The sequence below is a fragment of the Caballeronia zhejiangensis genome (assembly GCF_000698575.1).
Classification (GTDB): Bacteria; Pseudomonadota; Gammaproteobacteria; order Burkholderiales; family Burkholderiaceae; genus Caballeronia; species Caballeronia zhejiangensis.
In genome coordinates, this window is the sequence record NZ_JFHD01000002.1 from 142,129 (window position 1) to 157,892 (window position 15,764).

Annotated in this window: 16 protein-coding genes; 12 read left to right on the forward strand and 4 right to left on the reverse strand. The window is 63.6% G+C overall.

What is annotated here, in order from left to right; translation table 11 throughout:
* The first annotated feature begins 15 nt into the window (after positions 1 to 15).
* On the forward strand, positions 16 to 852 hold the full coding sequence (locus BG60_RS04100) for a Cof-type HAD-IIB family hydrolase (RefSeq protein ID WP_008351897.1): 837 nt from the start codon (positions 16 to 18) through the stop codon (positions 850 to 852).
* A gap of 46 nt (positions 853 to 898) precedes the next feature.
* On the opposite strand, the gene BG60_RS04105 is transcribed toward BG60_RS04100, so the two are convergent.
* The 3 genes from BG60_RS04105 to BG60_RS04115 form a co-directional block, all read right to left on the reverse strand.
* Positions 899 to 1,186, reverse strand: coding sequence for a hypothetical protein (locus BG60_RS04105; protein ID WP_008351896.1), 288 nt, complete (start codon positions 1,184 to 1,186; stop codon positions 899 to 901).
* A 339-nt stretch (positions 1,187 to 1,525) separates the two neighbouring features.
* Positions 1,526 to 2,224, reverse strand: coding sequence for an aquaporin Z (aqpZ, locus tag BG60_RS04110; RefSeq protein WP_008351895.1), 699 nt, complete (start codon positions 2,222 to 2,224; stop codon positions 1,526 to 1,528).
* A 246-nt stretch (positions 2,225 to 2,470) separates the two neighbouring features.
* Complete coding sequence (locus BG60_RS04115) at positions 2,471 to 3,535, reverse strand: glycosyltransferase family 4 protein (protein WP_008351894.1); 1,065 nt, start codon at positions 3,533 to 3,535, stop codon at positions 2,471 to 2,473.
* A 636-nt stretch (positions 3,536 to 4,171) separates the two neighbouring features.
* On the opposite strand from BG60_RS04115, the gene flhD reads away from it, so the two are divergent.
* Positions 4,172 to 4,495: a flagellar transcriptional regulator FlhD gene (gene flhD / locus BG60_RS04120; RefSeq protein ID WP_008351892.1), complete on the forward strand. Its 324-nt coding sequence runs from the start codon at positions 4,172 to 4,174 to the stop codon at positions 4,493 to 4,495.
* 18 nt (positions 4,496 to 4,513) lie between these two features.
* Complete coding sequence (gene flhC, locus BG60_RS04125) at positions 4,514 to 5,068, forward strand: flagellar transcriptional regulator FlhC (protein WP_008351890.1); 555 nt, start codon at positions 4,514 to 4,516, stop codon at positions 5,066 to 5,068.
* A gap of 17 nt (positions 5,069 to 5,085) precedes the next feature.
* Here flhC and BG60_RS04130 read toward each other — a convergent pair whose 3' ends face one another.
* Positions 5,086 to 5,496: a hypothetical protein gene (locus BG60_RS04130; protein WP_420912048.1), complete on the reverse strand. Its 411-nt coding sequence runs from the start codon at positions 5,494 to 5,496 to the stop codon at positions 5,086 to 5,088.
* 310 nt (positions 5,497 to 5,806) lie between these two features.
* Here BG60_RS04130 and motA point away from each other — a divergent pair, with 310 nt between their 5' ends.
* From motA to BG60_RS04175, 9 genes are all read left to right on the forward strand, one after another.
* The gene (gene motA / locus BG60_RS04135; protein ID WP_008351887.1) at positions 5,807 to 6,667 is read left to right on the forward strand and encodes a flagellar motor stator protein MotA; all 861 of its coding nucleotides are present in this window, start codon (positions 5,807 to 5,809) and stop codon (positions 6,665 to 6,667) included.
* 25 nt (positions 6,668 to 6,692) lie between these two features.
* Positions 6,693 to 7,691, forward strand: coding sequence for a flagellar motor protein MotB (motB, locus tag BG60_RS04140; RefSeq protein WP_008351884.1), 999 nt, complete (start codon positions 6,693 to 6,695; stop codon positions 7,689 to 7,691).
* A 67-nt stretch (positions 7,692 to 7,758) separates the two neighbouring features.
* On the forward strand, positions 7,759 to 8,136 hold the full coding sequence (locus tag BG60_RS04145) for a response regulator (protein ID WP_008351883.1): 378 nt from the start codon (positions 7,759 to 7,761) through the stop codon (positions 8,134 to 8,136).
* Positions 8,137 to 8,187: 51 nt separating this feature from the next.
* Positions 8,188 to 10,470 carry a chemotaxis protein CheA gene (cheA, locus tag BG60_RS04150; protein WP_034470426.1) on the forward strand — a complete coding sequence of 761 codons (2,283 nt, stop codon included), beginning with the start codon at positions 8,188 to 8,190 and terminating at the stop codon, positions 10,468 to 10,470.
* A gap of 17 nt (positions 10,471 to 10,487) precedes the next feature.
* Complete coding sequence (gene cheW / locus BG60_RS04155; protein WP_008351879.1) at positions 10,488 to 11,006, forward strand: chemotaxis protein CheW; 519 nt, start codon at positions 10,488 to 10,490, stop codon at positions 11,004 to 11,006.
* A gap of 28 nt (positions 11,007 to 11,034) precedes the next feature.
* Positions 11,035 to 12,855, forward strand: a complete 1,821-nt coding sequence (locus tag BG60_RS04160) for a methyl-accepting chemotaxis protein (protein ID WP_034470429.1) — start codon at positions 11,035 to 11,037, stop codon at positions 12,853 to 12,855.
* A gap of 138 nt (positions 12,856 to 12,993) precedes the next feature.
* A complete protein-coding gene (locus BG60_RS04165; RefSeq protein ID WP_033536589.1) occupies positions 12,994 to 13,917 on the forward strand; it encodes a CheR family methyltransferase in 924 nt (307 codons plus the stop codon).
* Complete coding sequence (cheD, locus tag BG60_RS04170) at positions 13,914 to 14,639, forward strand: chemoreceptor glutamine deamidase CheD (RefSeq protein ID WP_034470431.1); 726 nt, start codon at positions 13,914 to 13,916, stop codon at positions 14,637 to 14,639. Before BG60_RS04165 ends, cheD begins: the two co-directional genes overlap by 4 nt.
* Positions 14,636 to 15,727, forward strand: a complete 1,092-nt coding sequence (locus tag BG60_RS04175; protein ID WP_034470433.1) for a protein-glutamate methylesterase/protein-glutamine glutaminase — start codon at positions 14,636 to 14,638, stop codon at positions 15,725 to 15,727. Before cheD ends, BG60_RS04175 begins: the two co-directional genes overlap by 4 nt.
* Positions 15,728 to 15,764 lie beyond the last annotated feature (37 nt).

Consider the following 15,764-nt stretch of genomic DNA (forward strand, 5'->3'; position numbering starts at 1 on the left):
ACCACAAAGGCAGTCATGTATTCGGTTATCGCTACTGATCTCGACGGTACGCTTCTCAACAGCGACCACCAGCTCGATCCCTTCACCGCCGAAACCGTGCGCGCGCTCGCGGCGCGCGGCGTGCCTATCGTCATCGCGACGGGCCGGCATTATCGCGACGTCGCCGGCATTCGCGATGTGCTCGGCGTCGACGCGTATCTCATCACGTCCAACGGCGCGCGCGTGCATACGCCGGCCGACGAGCGCATTTATTCGCGCGACCTCGAGCCCGCCGCCGTGCGCCGTCTCGTGCAGCCCGAGATCGCGGGCAGCGAGCGCGTCATCGTCAATCTTTTTGCCGACGACGCCTGGCTCATCGACCGTCACGCGCCCGAGTTGCTGGTCTTCCACCAGGATTCCGGCTTCAAGTACGAAGTGATGGATCTGCGCGAGCATGATGGCGAGAACATCGCGAAAGTGCTGTATATCGGCGATCCGGCCGATCTGAAGGTGACCGCCGCGAACCTCGAACGGGAGTTCGGCGATTCGCTCTACGTCACGTATTCGCTGCCGGACTGTCTGGAAGTGATGACGTCGGACGTATCGAAAGGGCGCGCGCTGCGTTTCGTGCTGGAGCGGCTCGATGTCGATACCGCGCAATGCGTCGCGTTCGGCGACAACATGAACGATATCGATCTGCTCGAAACCGCCGGGCATCCGTTCATGATGAACAACGCGAACCCCGATCTGATCAAGCGCCTGCCGAACGTGCCGCGTATTGGGTACAACTTCGAGGCGGGTGTCGCGCATCAGCTGCGCAAGCTGTTCGACATTCGCGACGAACTCGCGTCGCCGGGACAGACGCCCGACTGATATCCGTCACGGCGGGCCGCGGACCTCGATCCGCGGCCGGTCCCGCTTATCCGCGATGGCCCCAGTTGTTGCCGTAGCCGCCGTGGTTCCAGCCCGCGCGGTCGTATCGGCCATAGTCGCGATGATCGCGGCCATACCAGCGCGGCGCTTCGTGGCGATAGTACGGCGCGCGATACGCCGGAACCGCCGGACGCACATACACCGGAGCCGGCGCCACATAAGCCGGCGCGCCGAGCGAGACGCCGATGTGCAGATCGCTGTGAGCCTGAGCCGCGCCGACAGCACCGATAGCAAGACCAGTCGCGACAAGCATGTGGGTGACGATGCGCTTCATTGTGTTTCTCCTTTAAGGCGACGTGTGTCGCATGAGTCCAATTTAAGCGCCCGCCGTCTTACATGCTTCGAGGACTTGTTACCGTGTGCAAGGACGGCGTAAGGGAGTTCGCAAGCGCGGCGGCGCCGTCGACATCGCTGGAAGCCTTATCCTTCAAGCCTTCGGCGGCGCGGGAAATGATCCTTGGCATCGCGTGACGGAAATTCATAAGCAGGCTGCGTAATTCGGCATTACATTTGTCGCGCGCGTTTAATCTTTCGTATGCGCGCTGTGGCGCAAAAACAAAAACGGGCGCATTTCGCGCCCGTTTTGCTTGCCGCCGTTTGCTGCCGCCGTGACTTACTTCTGACGCGTCAGCAACGGATAAAGCACGCCCGCGAGAATCGCGCCGACGATCGGCGCAATCCAGAACAGCCACAGCTGATCGAGCGCCCAGCCGCCGACGAAGAACGCCTGGCTCGACGAGCGCGCCGGATTCACCGACGTATTCGTGACCGGAATCGAGATCAGATGGATGAGCGTCAGGCACAGGCCGATGGCGAGCGGCGCGAAGCCTTTCGGCGCGCGCTCGTCGGTGGCGCCGAGGATCACGAAGAGGAAGAAGAACGTCATCGCGATTTCGGCGATGAGCGCGGCGGCCATCGAGAAATGCCCCGGCGAGTGCTCGCCGAAACCGTTCGCGGCGAATGCGCTCGACGCGAAGTCGAAGCTCGGATTGCCCGTGGCGATCAGATAGATTACCCACGCGCCGAGCGTCGCGCCGATCACTTGCGCCGCGATGTACGGCACGAGATCGCGCACCGGAAAGCGGCCCGCCGTCGCAAGCCCGATGCTCACGGCCGGGTTCAGGTGGCAGCCCGAGACGTGGCCGATGGCGTAGGCCATCGTCAGGACGGTGAGACCGAACGCCAGCGAAACGCCGGCGAATCCGATGCCGAGTTCAGGAAAGGCCGCGGCGAGCACGGCGCTTCCGCAGCCGCCCAGCACGAGCCAGAAAGTACCGAAAATTTCAGCGCCGAGACGCTTCGACAAATGCATGATTCTGCCTTCGTGAAAAAGATGAAAAGCCGTTGATTTCAAACAAGAACGCGTGACGCGCTTTTGCGCAGCGCAGTTTAAGCGCGGTGTCTTTGGCGAACTGTCAAAAATGGTCGATCGGCTCTCAATTCACGGGCATTGCACCGAAACTTCGGATCATTCCTTAGCGAATGTCTTAACAGGCGCGCAAAAAAATGCCGCCCGGCAAGCGGGCGGCAGTTCCAGCAAATCTGGTCAGGAAGGCAATCAGCCCACCGCGACCTGACGCAACACCGGGCGCTTCGCGGCCTGAAGCATCGCCGTGTAGCTTTCGACGTAGTTCTGCGCCATCGTCTGCGCGCTGAAGCGGCGCTCGAACTGCGCGCGGATTTCCGTGCGCGACAGCTCGTCGAGACGTTGCAGCGCGCCGACCGCGCCTTGCACGTCCTCGCAGATGAAGCCCGTCACGCCGTGGTCGATGACTTCCGGCACCGAACCGCGATTGAACGCGATCACCGGCGTGCCGCAGGCCATCGCCTCGATCATCACGAGGCCGAACGGCTCGTTCCAATCGATCGGGAAGAGCAGCGCCTTCGCGCCCGACAGAAATTCCGGCTTCTGCGCTTCATTGATCTCGCCGATGAACTCGACGTGCGCCTGCGAAAGCAGCGGTTCGATCGTCGACTTGAAGTATTCCTGGTCGACCTTGTCCACCTTGGCGGCGATCTTCAGCGGCAGACCGCTCTGGGCCGCGATCTTGATTGCGAGATCGGCGCGCTTTTCCGGGCAGATGCGGCCCAGGAACGCCAGATATTCCGGCTTCTTGTGGGGCTGCGGCGTCAGCAACTGGCTCGGCAGACCGTGATAAACGGTGTTCAGCCAGTTCGCCTGCGGCAGCGGCCCGCGCTGATTGTCCGAGATCGAAATGACGTTCGCCTTCGTGAACGTGTTGAAGATCGGCTGCAGTTCCGGCAGATCGAGCCGGCCGTGCAGCGTCGTCACGAACGGCGTGTCCATCTGCGTGAACAGCGGGAACGGCATGTAATCGAGGTGGAAGTGCAGCACGTCGAACTCGTGCGCGCGCTGGCGGACGGTTTCGAGCAGCAGCATGTGCGGCGCGAGCGCGTCGCGCACGGTCGGATCTAGACGCAATGCACGCGGCCACACGGGTTCGAGCGTCGCCTTGGTTTGCGAATCGCCGCTGGCAAACAACGTTACATCGTGGCCGAGTTCGACGAGCGCATCCGTCAGATAAGACACGACGCGCTCAGTGCCGCCGTAAAACTTCGGAGGAACTGCTTCGTGCAACGGTGCAATTTGTGCGATTCGCATAACGTGACTCTCCATGTAGGTAAGGCATTGCAGTCACGCTCCGGTCGAGCGCTCAACGCATGCCATTCGGGCGGGCCGCGTGTGGTTGGACGCCGCCCGAGACAGGCCCGGAGATGAAAAACATCGCGACCGGGTTATCCCTTACCGATCATTATCGGGATCGAGACCGGCATTTCACTTCATTTTTCAATCGCTTATCGTTGTTACAGCGCGATACATGTGCTGTTACGAAGTCAGAAATTGCATCGATGGCGGCGATGAGGGCGGATTTGAAGCGTCGGACGCGCCGGGCGGCATGAATGAGCAATTCACGGTCCTGCGGCCTGAAAGGCGCGACAGCGCGCGCCCGTCGTAAAAATACGGGGCGCGGCTATTAAGTCAGACGAATACGTGCCGATAACGCATGTCTGCCGAGCGGCATCGAAGCGGCCGGCTTGTAAGAAATTTTCCTACACGATTCTTCGCGAAACTCCGTCGCAGCGTCGGATGCTTTGTCCGACAGGCGCGGCCGCGGGCATCGGCGACAATCGAATCGACAACAGACAACACGGGCGGGGCCGCATTCGCGTTTCTTTGCGAATTCGAGCAAACGTTCCCGCCGGGCCTGACCAGCCACGTTTCGATTCGGGGAAAAAGATGACGACCAGCACTACGAGTACGCTCGCGGAAATCCGCGAGGTGAACCTGTCGTACTTGCTCCTCGCTCAGCGGCTTCTTCAGGAAGACCGCATCTCGGCGATGTATCGCCTGGGCCTTTCGGAGCAGGTTGCGCAAGTTCTGGCTTCGCTGACGCTCGCGCAGGCAGTGAAAGTGGCGTCGTCGAGCCATTTGCTGTGCCGCTTTCGTTTCGATGACCACGCGATCCTTTCGTCGCTCGCCGACAAGGACCGCAGCGCGGCGCTCGCGCACGCCCACGCGGCGATTGTGCTGGCGGACAGTCCCGTCGAGCAGATCGGCTGACGCCGCGCGCGAAGCCCGATGGCGACGAAAAGCGTGGTCGCGGAGGTCCGCGAAATCACTTTGGCGATCGAGCTGATCGAGCTCGGCGCGCGCCTGCAACTGCTCGAAGCGGAAACGAGCCTGTCGCGCGACCGTCTCATCAAGCTCTATAAGGAACTGAAAGGCGTGTCGCCGCCCAAGGGCATGCTGCCGTTCTCGACGGACTGGTTCATGACGTGGCAGCCGAACATCCATTCGTCGCTGTTTCACGGCATTTATCGCTTCATGGCGGCCAACGACAAGAGCCAGCCGACGATTCACGCGATCGTGAAAAGCTACCGCCTCTATCTCGAACACGCGGCGCTGTACGGCGACGAACCCGTGCTGTCGCTCACGCGCGCGTGGACGCTCGTGCGCTACTTCGAATCCGGCATGCTCCAGACCAACGTCTGCACGCGCTGCCGCGGACGTTTCGTCGCACATGCGTACGAACTGCGCGCCGGTTACGTGTGCGGCCTCTGCCAGCCGCCATCGCGCGCGGGCAAGACGCGCAAGGCGGGCGCGGACCGCGAAGCGGGGCGGATCGCCGCCTGATCCACGCCCGCGTCCGTCTAAAAGCGATCGTGGTACGAAAGCCCGACGGTCATCCCGTGCGGCGTGCGCTGATACATGATCGCCCAATGCGTCGCCGATGCGCCGATCCACGCACCGAGCGCGTCGGCGGCCAGATCCTTGTAGGAGAAGCCGTCCGTGCGGCAGGTTCCGTCGACGATTTCCTTCACCAAGCCCGGCGCAGTGCCGATCAACGTGCCGTAGACGACCGGATGGTCCGAGCCGCGCGTCAAATAGGCGCCGAGCGCGCCGAACGGCGCGGACGCGGCCACGTGGGCAAGTTTGTCGGAGCCGGTCCAGCTATCCGATGTCTGCATACGCCAGCCGCCGCGCGAACCGCTGCAGTCGAAACCCGCATGCGCGAATGAACTCGCGGTCACTGTCAGCGCGAGCGCGCTGGCCTGTTTCATTGCTCTTGTCATCGTTCTCTCCGATTTCACGACTTCGCGTCTCCAACAAAACTGAACGCGCGTTCGTATTATCGGCAGGAAATGTGATGTTTCGTATCGAACGGGAAAATTTTGTTTCACGGCTAGGAAAAGTTCGATATTTCGTTGCCGTAAATCAGCGATTGAGACGCAGATTTTGCGAAACAGCGAGAAGGCCGCGCGGCAAACCGCACGGAACGTACAGCGGTTTGACCGTGCCCCAAAGTTTTCCAGTCGAGTGCCGTAAACCACTTAACGGCGGTCTTACCGCATCAAACGTGAGGACTCGACTGTGCTGATTTTCATTGGATCGCTCGTGACATTGCTGTCCGTCTTCGGCGGCTATGCCATCGAAGGCGGCCACCTTGGCGCGCTCATGCAGCCGGTCGAAATTCTGATGATCGCGGGCGCGGGCGTCGGCGCGTTCATCCTCGGCAACAACGTCAAGACCATCAAGGCGACGATTCAGGTGCTGCCGACGCTCTTCAAGGGCGCGAAGTACGACAAGAGCATGTACATGGAGCTGATGGGCCTGCTCTACGTGCTGCTCGCGAAAGCGCGCAAGGAAGGCACGCTCGCGCTCGAAGCGGATATCGAAGATCCGGCGAAGAGCCCGGTGTTCAGCCAGTACCCGAAGATTCTCGCGGACCATCACATCGTCGAATTCCTGACGGATTACCTGCGCCTCATGGTGAGCGGCAATATGAACGCGTTCGAGATCGAAAGCCTCATGGACGAGGAAATCGAGACGCATCACGTCGAAGGCGAAGCGCCGGCGCACGCGCTCACCAAGGTCGGCGACGCGATGCCCGCGTTCGGCATCGTCGCGGCGGTGATGGGCGTCGTGCACACGATGGCCTCCGCCGATCAGCCGCCCGCGATTCTCGGCGAGATGATCGCGCAGGCGCTCGTCGGCACCTTCCTCGGCATTCTGCTTTCGTACGGCTTCATCGGACCGCTCGCGAACGTCGCGGAACAGCGCGTCGCGGAGCAGACCAAGATGTTCCAGTGCATCAAGGTGACGATCCTCGCGAGCCTGAATGGCTACGCCCCCGCGATCGCGGTGGAATTCGGCCGCAAGGTGCTGTTCTCGACGGAGCGCCCGTCGTTCTCCGAGCTGGAAGAACACGTGCGCAAGGTCAAGTCGAAGTGACTTCCGCCATAGTCGAGACACAGCGATGAGCAACGATACCGATCGCCCGATATTCATCAAGCGCGTCGTCGCGGGCAAGAAAGGCCATCACGGCGGCGCGTGGAAACTCGCCTACGCGGACTTCATGACCGCGATGATGGCGTTCTTCCTGCTGATGTGGCTGCTTTCGTCGACGTCGCCGGTGCAGCGGCGCGGCATCGCCGAATATTTTCAGATGCCGCTCAAGGCCGCGATGGTCGGCGGCAAGACCGTCGGCATGGACAACAGCATCATCATGGGCGGCGGCCGCGACATTTCCAGCACCGACGCAGGCGCCGCGCGCAAGACCGATGGCGCCACGCAGCTCGCGCAGCGCGCCTCGTCCGACACCGACGAGGAACTGCTCAAGTCCGCGCAGGGCGAGCTCGAACGGCGCGAGCAGGTGCGCCTGCACGATCTTCAGGTGAAGCTCATGGCCGCGATCGAGGCCAATCCGACGCTGCGCCAGTTCAAGCAGCAGATCCGCATCGAATCGACGCAACAGGGCTTGCGCATCGAAATCGTCGATACCCAGAAGCGCCCGATGTTCGCGCTCTCCAGCGACGCCGTGCAGCCGTACATGCGCGACATCCTGCGCGAGATCGGCCGCTCGCTCAACGACGTGCCGAATCACATCGTCGTGCAGGGACACACAGACGCCGTGAAGTACGCGGGCGGCGACAAGGGCTACAGCAACTGGGAGCTGTCCGCGGACCGCGCGAACGCGTCGCGGCGCGAGCTGGTCGCGGGCGGCATGGACGAAGGAAAGGTGATGCGCGTGCTCGGACTCGCATCGACGCAAAACCTGAACAAGAAAGATCCGCTCGATCCGGAGAACCGGCGCATCAGCGTGATCGTGCTCAATCGCAAGACGGAGCTGTCGATGCTGCGCGACGACGGCTCACGCGGCGCGACGCTCGACAACGGCACGGACGCGAACGGCAATCCGTCGTCGGCGCTCGGCCAGCTCATTCCCGGCGTCGCGGTGAGACCCGCGGCGAAGTGAGCAAAAACCTCGAAAAAGACGCTCAAGTGTCGACACGTTTCGACCGTCATCCCGGCAAGAGACAAACATGATCAAACACATTCTGGCAATCGACGATTCAGCCGCGATGCGGCAAATCCTCTCGGCGACGCTGGCGGCGGCGGGTTACCAAGTGACCGTTGCGTCGGACGGCGACGAGGGGCTGGAGTGGGCGCTCGCGGAGCGCTTCGATCTGGTTCTGACCGATCAGCACATGCCGGGCAGAAGCGGGCTCGATCTGATCGTGGCGCTGCGCGGAAATCCCGCATACAAGGCGACGCCGATTCTCGTGCTGACGACCGAAGGCGGCGAGCCGTTCAAGGACGCGGCGCGCTCGGCGGGCGCGACCGGCTGGATCGAGAAGCCGCTCGATCCGGACCTGCTGACGGAACTGGTCGCCGCGCTCTCCGAAGAAACGCAGCACTAAAGCGAACGCACAAGACAACTCGCGCACGCACGCGCCGATGGTGACTCAAGCATGACACTCGACATTACCCAGTTCTACCAGACCTTCTTCGACGAAGCAGACGAACTGCTCGCGCAGATGGAGCAACTGCTGCTCGTTCTGGACATCGCGAATCCCGATCCGGAAGACCTCGCGGCGATCTTCCGCGCGGCGCACTCGATCAAGGGCGGCGCGGCGACGTTCGGTTTCACCGCGCTCACCGAAACGACGCACATTCTCGAATCGCTGCTGGACCGCGCGCGCAACAACGAACTCGTCCTGCGCCGCGACATGATCGACACGTTCCTCGCGACGAAGGACGTGCTGTCGGATCAGCTCGCCGCGTATCGCGCGAGCGCGGAGCCGGATGCGGCCGCGGCCGCCGCGATCTGCGCGAAGCTCGAGCGTCTGAAGAACGAACAGGCCGAAGGCGCACCGTCCGGCCGGATCGAGCCGCCCGCGCTGCCGGGCGCCGCCGCGAGCGCGAACGCCGCGCCGGCCTACGACGGCCCGAATGCGCCGCCCGCTCACGTGCTTTCGCAGGCGATGGACGCGATCGAGGACGACGGAAACTGGGACGGCGCGTTCGAGCTCGCCGATGGAACGAATGCAGGAACCGCTGCCGCGACGCCGGGACACACCGGCGCGCCGCACGCGGAAGTTGGACCCCACCTGAAAATTACGCTACGGGGGGTGGGCGAGAAGGACCTGGCGACTCTGATCGAGGAGCTGGGGAACCTGGGAAGCATCGTCGGAGAAAAGAAAGCGGACGCCGAGTACGTGGTATGGCTCGACTCGGACGTCCCCGCCGACGATATCGTCGCTGTGTGCTGCTTCGTGATCGATGAAAAGCAGATCACGATCGGCCGCGGCGATGCAGCGGCGCAATCCGCAGAAGCCCAGCCGGCGCGCCTGGAAGCGACGGCCACGCAGATTGCGCAACCCACGATACACGAAGAGCCGAAGCAATCGCAGGCGCACGCGGCGCCCGCATCCGCCGCTGGCAAGGAAGCAGTGAAGGAAGAAGCGGCGACGGCGGCGGGCTCGAAAGACCCGTCCGCCGCTCAGCCGGCAAAGTCCGCAGCAAGCGACGCCGACAAGAAAGCGCGCCCCCAGGCTGCGGCATCGGCGGAAGGCAGCTCGATTCGCGTCGGCGTGGAGAAGGTCGATCAGCTCATCAACCTGGTGGGCGAACTCGTCATCACGCAGGCGATGCTCGCGGAAACCACGAGCACGTTCGATCCCGCGTTGCACGACCGCCTGTTCAACGGCATGGCGCAGCTCGAGCGCAACGCGCGCGATCTGCAAGAGGCCGTCATGTCCATCCGCATGATGCCGATGGATTACGTTTTCAGCCGCTTCCCGCGCCTCGTGCGCGACATCGCCGGCAAGCTCGGCAAGGAAGTGGAACTCGTCACGTTCGGTCAGGCGACCGAACTCGACAAGAGCCTGATCGAGCGCATCATCGATCCGCTCACGCACCTCGTGCGCAACTCGCTCGATCACGGCATCGAGACCGTGGAAGCGCGCCGCGCGGCGGGCAAGTCGACGACCGGCCAGCTCGTGCTCTCGGCGGCGCATCACGGCGGCAACATCGTGATCGAAGTGAGCGACGACGGCGCGGGCCTGCGCCGCGACAAGATTCTCGCGAAGGCGCAGAAGCAGGGCATGCAGGTTTCCGAATCGATGAGCGACGAAGAAGTCTGGCAACTCATCTTCATGCCGGGCTTCTCGACCGCCGAACAAGTGACGGACATTTCCGGCCGCGGCGTCGGCATGGACGTGGTGAAGCGCAACATCCAGTCGATGGGCGGCCACGTCGAAATCATGTCGCGCCAGGGCGCGGGCACGACGACAAAGATCGTGCTGCCGCTCACGCTCGCGATTCTCGACGGCATGTCGGTGAAGGTCGGCAACGAGATCTTCATTCTGCCGCTCAACTTCGTGATGGAGTCGCTGCAACCGGTCGCCGAGGACATCTACACGGTCGCGAACGGCGAGCGCGTCGTGCGCGTGCGCGGCGAATATCTGCCGCTCGTCGCGCTGCATCGCGTGTTCGATGTCGAAGGCGCGCGCACGGAGCCGACGCAGGGCATCGTCACGATCATGCAGACGGAAGGACGCCGCTTCGCGATGCTGATCGACGAGCTCGTCGGCCAGCAGCAAGTCGTCGTCAAGAACCTCGAAACGAATTACCGCAAGGTGCACGGCATTTCCGCCGCGACCATCCTGGGCGACGGCAGCGTCGCGCTGATCGTCGACGTGGCCGCGCTCAACCGCGAATCGCGCGCACAGCACGGCGCGCACGCTCACTAATACCGAAGGAGTCTTTCATGGCAGACGTTCAATCGATTCAAACCGCTGCGCCTTCGCGTCGTGACACGCAAAACACGGAAGCAGCCGGACAGGAATTCCTCGTGTTCACGCTCGGCGCCGAGGAATACGGCATCGACATCCTGAAAGTGCAGGAGATCCGCGGCTACGACAACGTTACACGCATCGCGAATGCGCCCGGGTTCATCAAGGGCGTGATCAATCTGCGCGGCATCATCGTGCCGATCGTCGACATGCGCATCAAGTTCAATCTGGGCCGCGTCGAGTACGACAACCAGACGGTCGTCATCATCCTGAACGTCGCGCATCGCGTGGTCGGCATGGTCGTCGACGGCGTGTCGGACGTGCTCACGCTCACGCAGGAACAGGTGATGCCCGCGCCGGAATTCGGCGGCACGCTCGCGACCGAATATCTGACGGGCCTCGGCACGGTCGACGGCCGCATGCTGATCCTGATGGACATCGAGAAGCTCATGACGAGCCGCGAGATGGAGTTGATCGACTCCGTCGGCGCATAAAAACGTATTCAGGAAGCAGGAAGAAGCCATGCTGAAGAAGTTGTCGATCCGCACGACGCTCACGCTCGTCGGCTTGTTGTTCGTCGGTTGCGCGGCGCTCATCGGCGCACTCGCGCTCGTCGGACTGAACTCGGCCAATGCGTCGCTCGCGTCGCTCGCGCAGGAAGACATGGTCGCGATGCGCGCGCTTTCAGAAACGTCGTCGTATCTGCTGCGCTCGCGCGTGACGCTCGACCGCGTGCGTTCGCTCGCCGAAGCGGGCAATACGGAAGAAGCGAAGAAGGCGATCGATCGCGGCCAGTATCTGCTCGACAAGAGCAACGAGAACTGGAAGCTCTATCTCGATACGCCGAAGCCGATGCTCCCGAAGGACACGCTCGATGCGCTCGTCGCCCAGCACGAGACGCTCGTGAAGACCGGCGTGGAGCCGGAATTCACCGCGATCCGGGCGAACGACCTGGCCGCGTATCACGCGATCGCGGACACGAAGATCAGCCCGATGTTCGTCGCGTTCGATCAGGCCGTGACGGCTGCGGTCGCGTCGCATCAGGCGCACGCGGAAAGCTCGCGCGCCAGCACGTCGTCGAATATCGCGGCGCTCAACATGACGATCGGCGCGGTGCTCGTGCTCGCGGTGCTGATGCTGATCGGCACGCGCATGGCGCTCTCCAGCCTGATCGTGAAGCCGATCAACGAGGCCGTCGATCACTTCGACCGCATCTCGCGCGGCGATCTCACGCAGTCCGCGCAGAGCGAAAGCGGCAACGAAATCGGCCGCCTGTTCGCGGGTATCGAGCGCATGCGCGGCAATCTGACGACGATGGTCGGCGCGGTGCATCGCGGCGCGGAATCGATCGATGTCGGCGCGCATGAAATCGCGAGCGGCAACACGGATCTGTCGCAGCGCACGGAAGAGCAGGCGGCGTCGCTGCAGGAAACGGCGTCGAGCATGGAAGAGCTCACGAGCACGGTGAAGCAGAACGCCGACAACGCGCGCCAGGCGAGCCAGCTCGCGGTGAACGCGTCGGATATCGCTTCGCGCGGCGGTGAAGTCGTCGAGCAGGTCGTCGAGACGATGCACGCCATTGCATCGAGCTCGAACAAGGTCGTGGACATCATCGGCGTGATCGAAGGCATCGCGTTCCAGACCAACATTCTCGCGTTGAACGCGGCCGTGGAAGCGGCGCGCGCGGGCGAGGAAGGGCGGGGATTCGCGGTCGTGGCGGGCGAAGTGCGCTCGCTCGCGCAACGCAGCGCGGCGGCGGCGAAGGAAATCAAGGCGCTCATCGGCGATTCGGCCGCGAAGGTCGACAGCGGCACGGAACTCGTCGCGCGCGCCGGTCAGACGATGAGCGAGATCGTGCAGGCGGTGCGCCGCGTGACCGACATCATGGGCGAGATCAGCGCGGCGTCGGAGGAACAGTCCGATGGCATCGAGCAGGTCAATCGCGCCGTCACGCAGATGGACAGCGTGACGCAGCAGAACGCCGCGCTCGTCGAGCAGGCGGCCGCCGCTGCGGCATCGCTCGAAGAGCAGACGCGTCAGCTGAAGGACGTGGTCGCGCAATGGCGCGTGCAAGGCGCGGCGGCAGCGCCGGCGCGCACGAGCGCATCGACGGCCGTGGCGCGTCTTGCGCCGGCGGCGCGCGTCGAACCGTCGACGTCTTCGGTTGCAGCGAAAGCGAAAGCTGTCGAGACGCCAAAAGTTGCGCCGGAAGCGGCCGTTAATAAGGAAGCAGTCAAGGAAACAGTCAAGCCGGCGATCAAGCCGGCGAGCGTTGCCAAGCCCGCTGCGGCACCGCGTGCGAAAGCGACGACCGCCGACGACGGCGACTGGGAAACCTTTTAACCGGACCGGAACGAAAACGGCCATGCAGGCATCGCGCACCACGATCGACACGCAGGAAATGCGCGAGTCCGCATGGTCGAGCGCGACGAACACGCCACATCGGACGTCGGGGACGACGTCAAGGAAGCACGAAACATCATGATGGCAACGCGCAACGCGCGCGTCGACTTGCCCGCCAATGTGCGCGGCACGGAAGTCGAGCGCGATTTCGAATTCACATCGGCGGATTTCGCCCGCATTCGCGAGCTGATTCATCGCCGCGCAGGCATCTCGCTGTCGGACCACAAACGCGACATGGCGTACAGCCGCCTCGCGCGCCGGCTGCGCGCCTGCGGCATCGATACGTTCAAGCAGTATCTCGACCGTCTCGAAACCAACGACGACAACGCCGAATGGGAAGCGTTCGTCAACGCGCTGACCACGAACCTGACGGCGTTTTTCCGCGAGTCGCATCACTTTCCGATTCTCGCGGACTTCGTGAAGCGCCGGCAGCAGCCGTTCTCGGTGTGGTGCTCGGCGGCGTCGACCGGCGAGGAGCCGTATTCCATCGCGATGACGCTCGTCGAAGCGTTGGGCGAACACGCCGCGCGCCAGTGCACGGTGTTCGCGAGCGACATCGACAGTCAAGTGCTCGCGAAAGCCGAAGCGGGCGTGTATTCGCTCGATCAGGTGAAGGCATTGCCCGTCGAGCGTCTCAAGCGCTTCTTCCTGAAGGGCACGGGCGCGCACGCGGGTCTCGTGAAAGTGCGCCCCGAGTTGCGCGCGATGGTGAACTTCGGCCGCGTGAATCTGACCGAAGCGCGCTACGACGTGAAAGGCCCGTTCGACGCGATCTTCTGCCGCAACGTGATGATCTACTTCGACAAGCCGACGCAGGGCCAGGTGCTCACGCGCTTCGAGCCGCTGATGAAGCCGGGCGCGCTGCTCTTCGCGGGGCATTCGGAGAACTTCACGTATGTGTCGCAGGCGTTCAGGCTGCGCGGCCAGACCGTGTACGAACTCACGCGCGATACGAAGGTTGCGAGCGGATCGAAGCGCGCGCTCGCGGGAGAGCCGGCATGAGCGGTCTGCCAATGGCGTCGAATCTCTATTTCGACAATCACTTCAAGAAGCAGGGCGTGAAGCTCCTGCCGAACGAGTTCTACATGACGAGCGAAGACATGGTGCTCGTCACGGTGCTGGGTTCGTGCGTGGCGGCGTGCATCCACGATCGCACGGCGGGCATCGGCGGCATGAATCACTTCATGCTGCCCGATGACGGTTGCGACGCGTCGCACGCATCGTCGGATTCGATGCGCTACGGCGCGTACGCGATGGAAGTGCTCATCAACGAGCTCATCAAGCGCGGCGGACGGCGCGAGCGCTTCGAAGCGAAGGTGTTCGGCGGCGGCGCGGTGCTCGCGGGCATGACGACCATCAACATCGGCGATCGCAATTCGGAGTTCGTGCGGCGTTATCTCGCGCTGGAAAAGATTCGCATCGTCGCCGAGGACTTGCAGGGCGCGCATCCGCGCAAGGTCGCGTTCATGCCGCGCTCGGGTCAGGTGATGGTCAAGAAGCTGAAGACGGCGCATGACCCGGTGGTCGTCGAGCGCGAGCAGGCGCTCGTGCAGCGCACGCCGGAAGAGCGCGCGGAGCGGCTCGCGAAAGCGCGTGCGCGCGTCGAGCTGTTTCAGTCGAACGCGAAACCGCGTGCGGAGTCGTTCACGACGAATGCATCGGCGGCGAAGCGCCCGCGCGTCGAGTTGTTCACGTCGCGTCTCAAGACCGTGGAGGAAGCATGAACACAGCGCCAAAGATCAAAGTGCTGTGCGTCGACGATTCGGCGCTCGTGCGCAGCCTGATGACCGAGATCATCAACGCGCAGCCCGACATGCACATCTGCGCGACCGCGCCCGATCCGCTCGTCGCGCGCGAGCTCATCAAGCTGCATAACCCGGACGTGCTCACGCTCGACGTCGAAATGCCGCGCATGGACGGCCTCGACTTCCTGGAAAAGCTGATGCGCCTGCGACCGATGCCGGTCGTGATGGTGTCGTCGCTGACCGAGCGCGGCAACGAAATCACGCTGCGCGCGCTGGAACTCGGCGCGGTCGATTTCGTCACGAAGCCGAAAGTCGGCATTCGCGACGGCATGCTCGATTACGCGGAAAAGCTCGCCGACAAGGTGCGCGCCGCATCGCGGGCACGCGTGAAGCAGACGACGCACGCGGCGAGCGCGCCGGCGAACGCGGCGACGCACAAGCCCGCGCCGCATTTCAACAATCCGCTCGTGTCGACGGAAAAGCTCGTGATCGTCGGCGCTTCGACGGGCGGAACGGAAGCGATCCGCGAAGTGCTCGTGCCGCTGCCGCCCGATGCGCCCGCGGTGCTCATCGCGCAGCACATGCCGCCGGGCTTCACGAAGTCGTTCGCGCAGCGCCTGAACGGGCTGTGCCGCATCACCGTGAAGGAAGCCGAGCACGGCGAGCGCGTGTTGCCGGGCCACGCGTACATCGCGCCCGGCCACGCGCATCTGGTGCTCGCGAGGAGCGGTGCGAACTATGTCGCGCATCTGTCGGATGCGCCGCCCGTGAACCGGCATCGGCCTTCGGTCGACGTGCTGTTCCGTTCGGCGGCGCAGCACGCGGGCAAGAACGCGATCGGCGTGATCCTGACCGGCATGGGCCGCGACGGCGCCGCCGGTCTTCTGGACATGCAGCAGGCGGGCGCTTACACGCTCGCGCAGGACGAAGCGAGTTGCGTGGTGTTCGGCATGCCGCGCGAAGCGATTGCAATGGGCGGTGCGAGCGAAATCGCGCCGCTCTCTGAAATGAGCCGGCGCGTGATGGCGCGGCTTGCCTCGATGGGCGAACGCGTACAGCGCGTCTGAACTTTGGATTTAAGCGGCGCCGCCGCATTGAGAACAC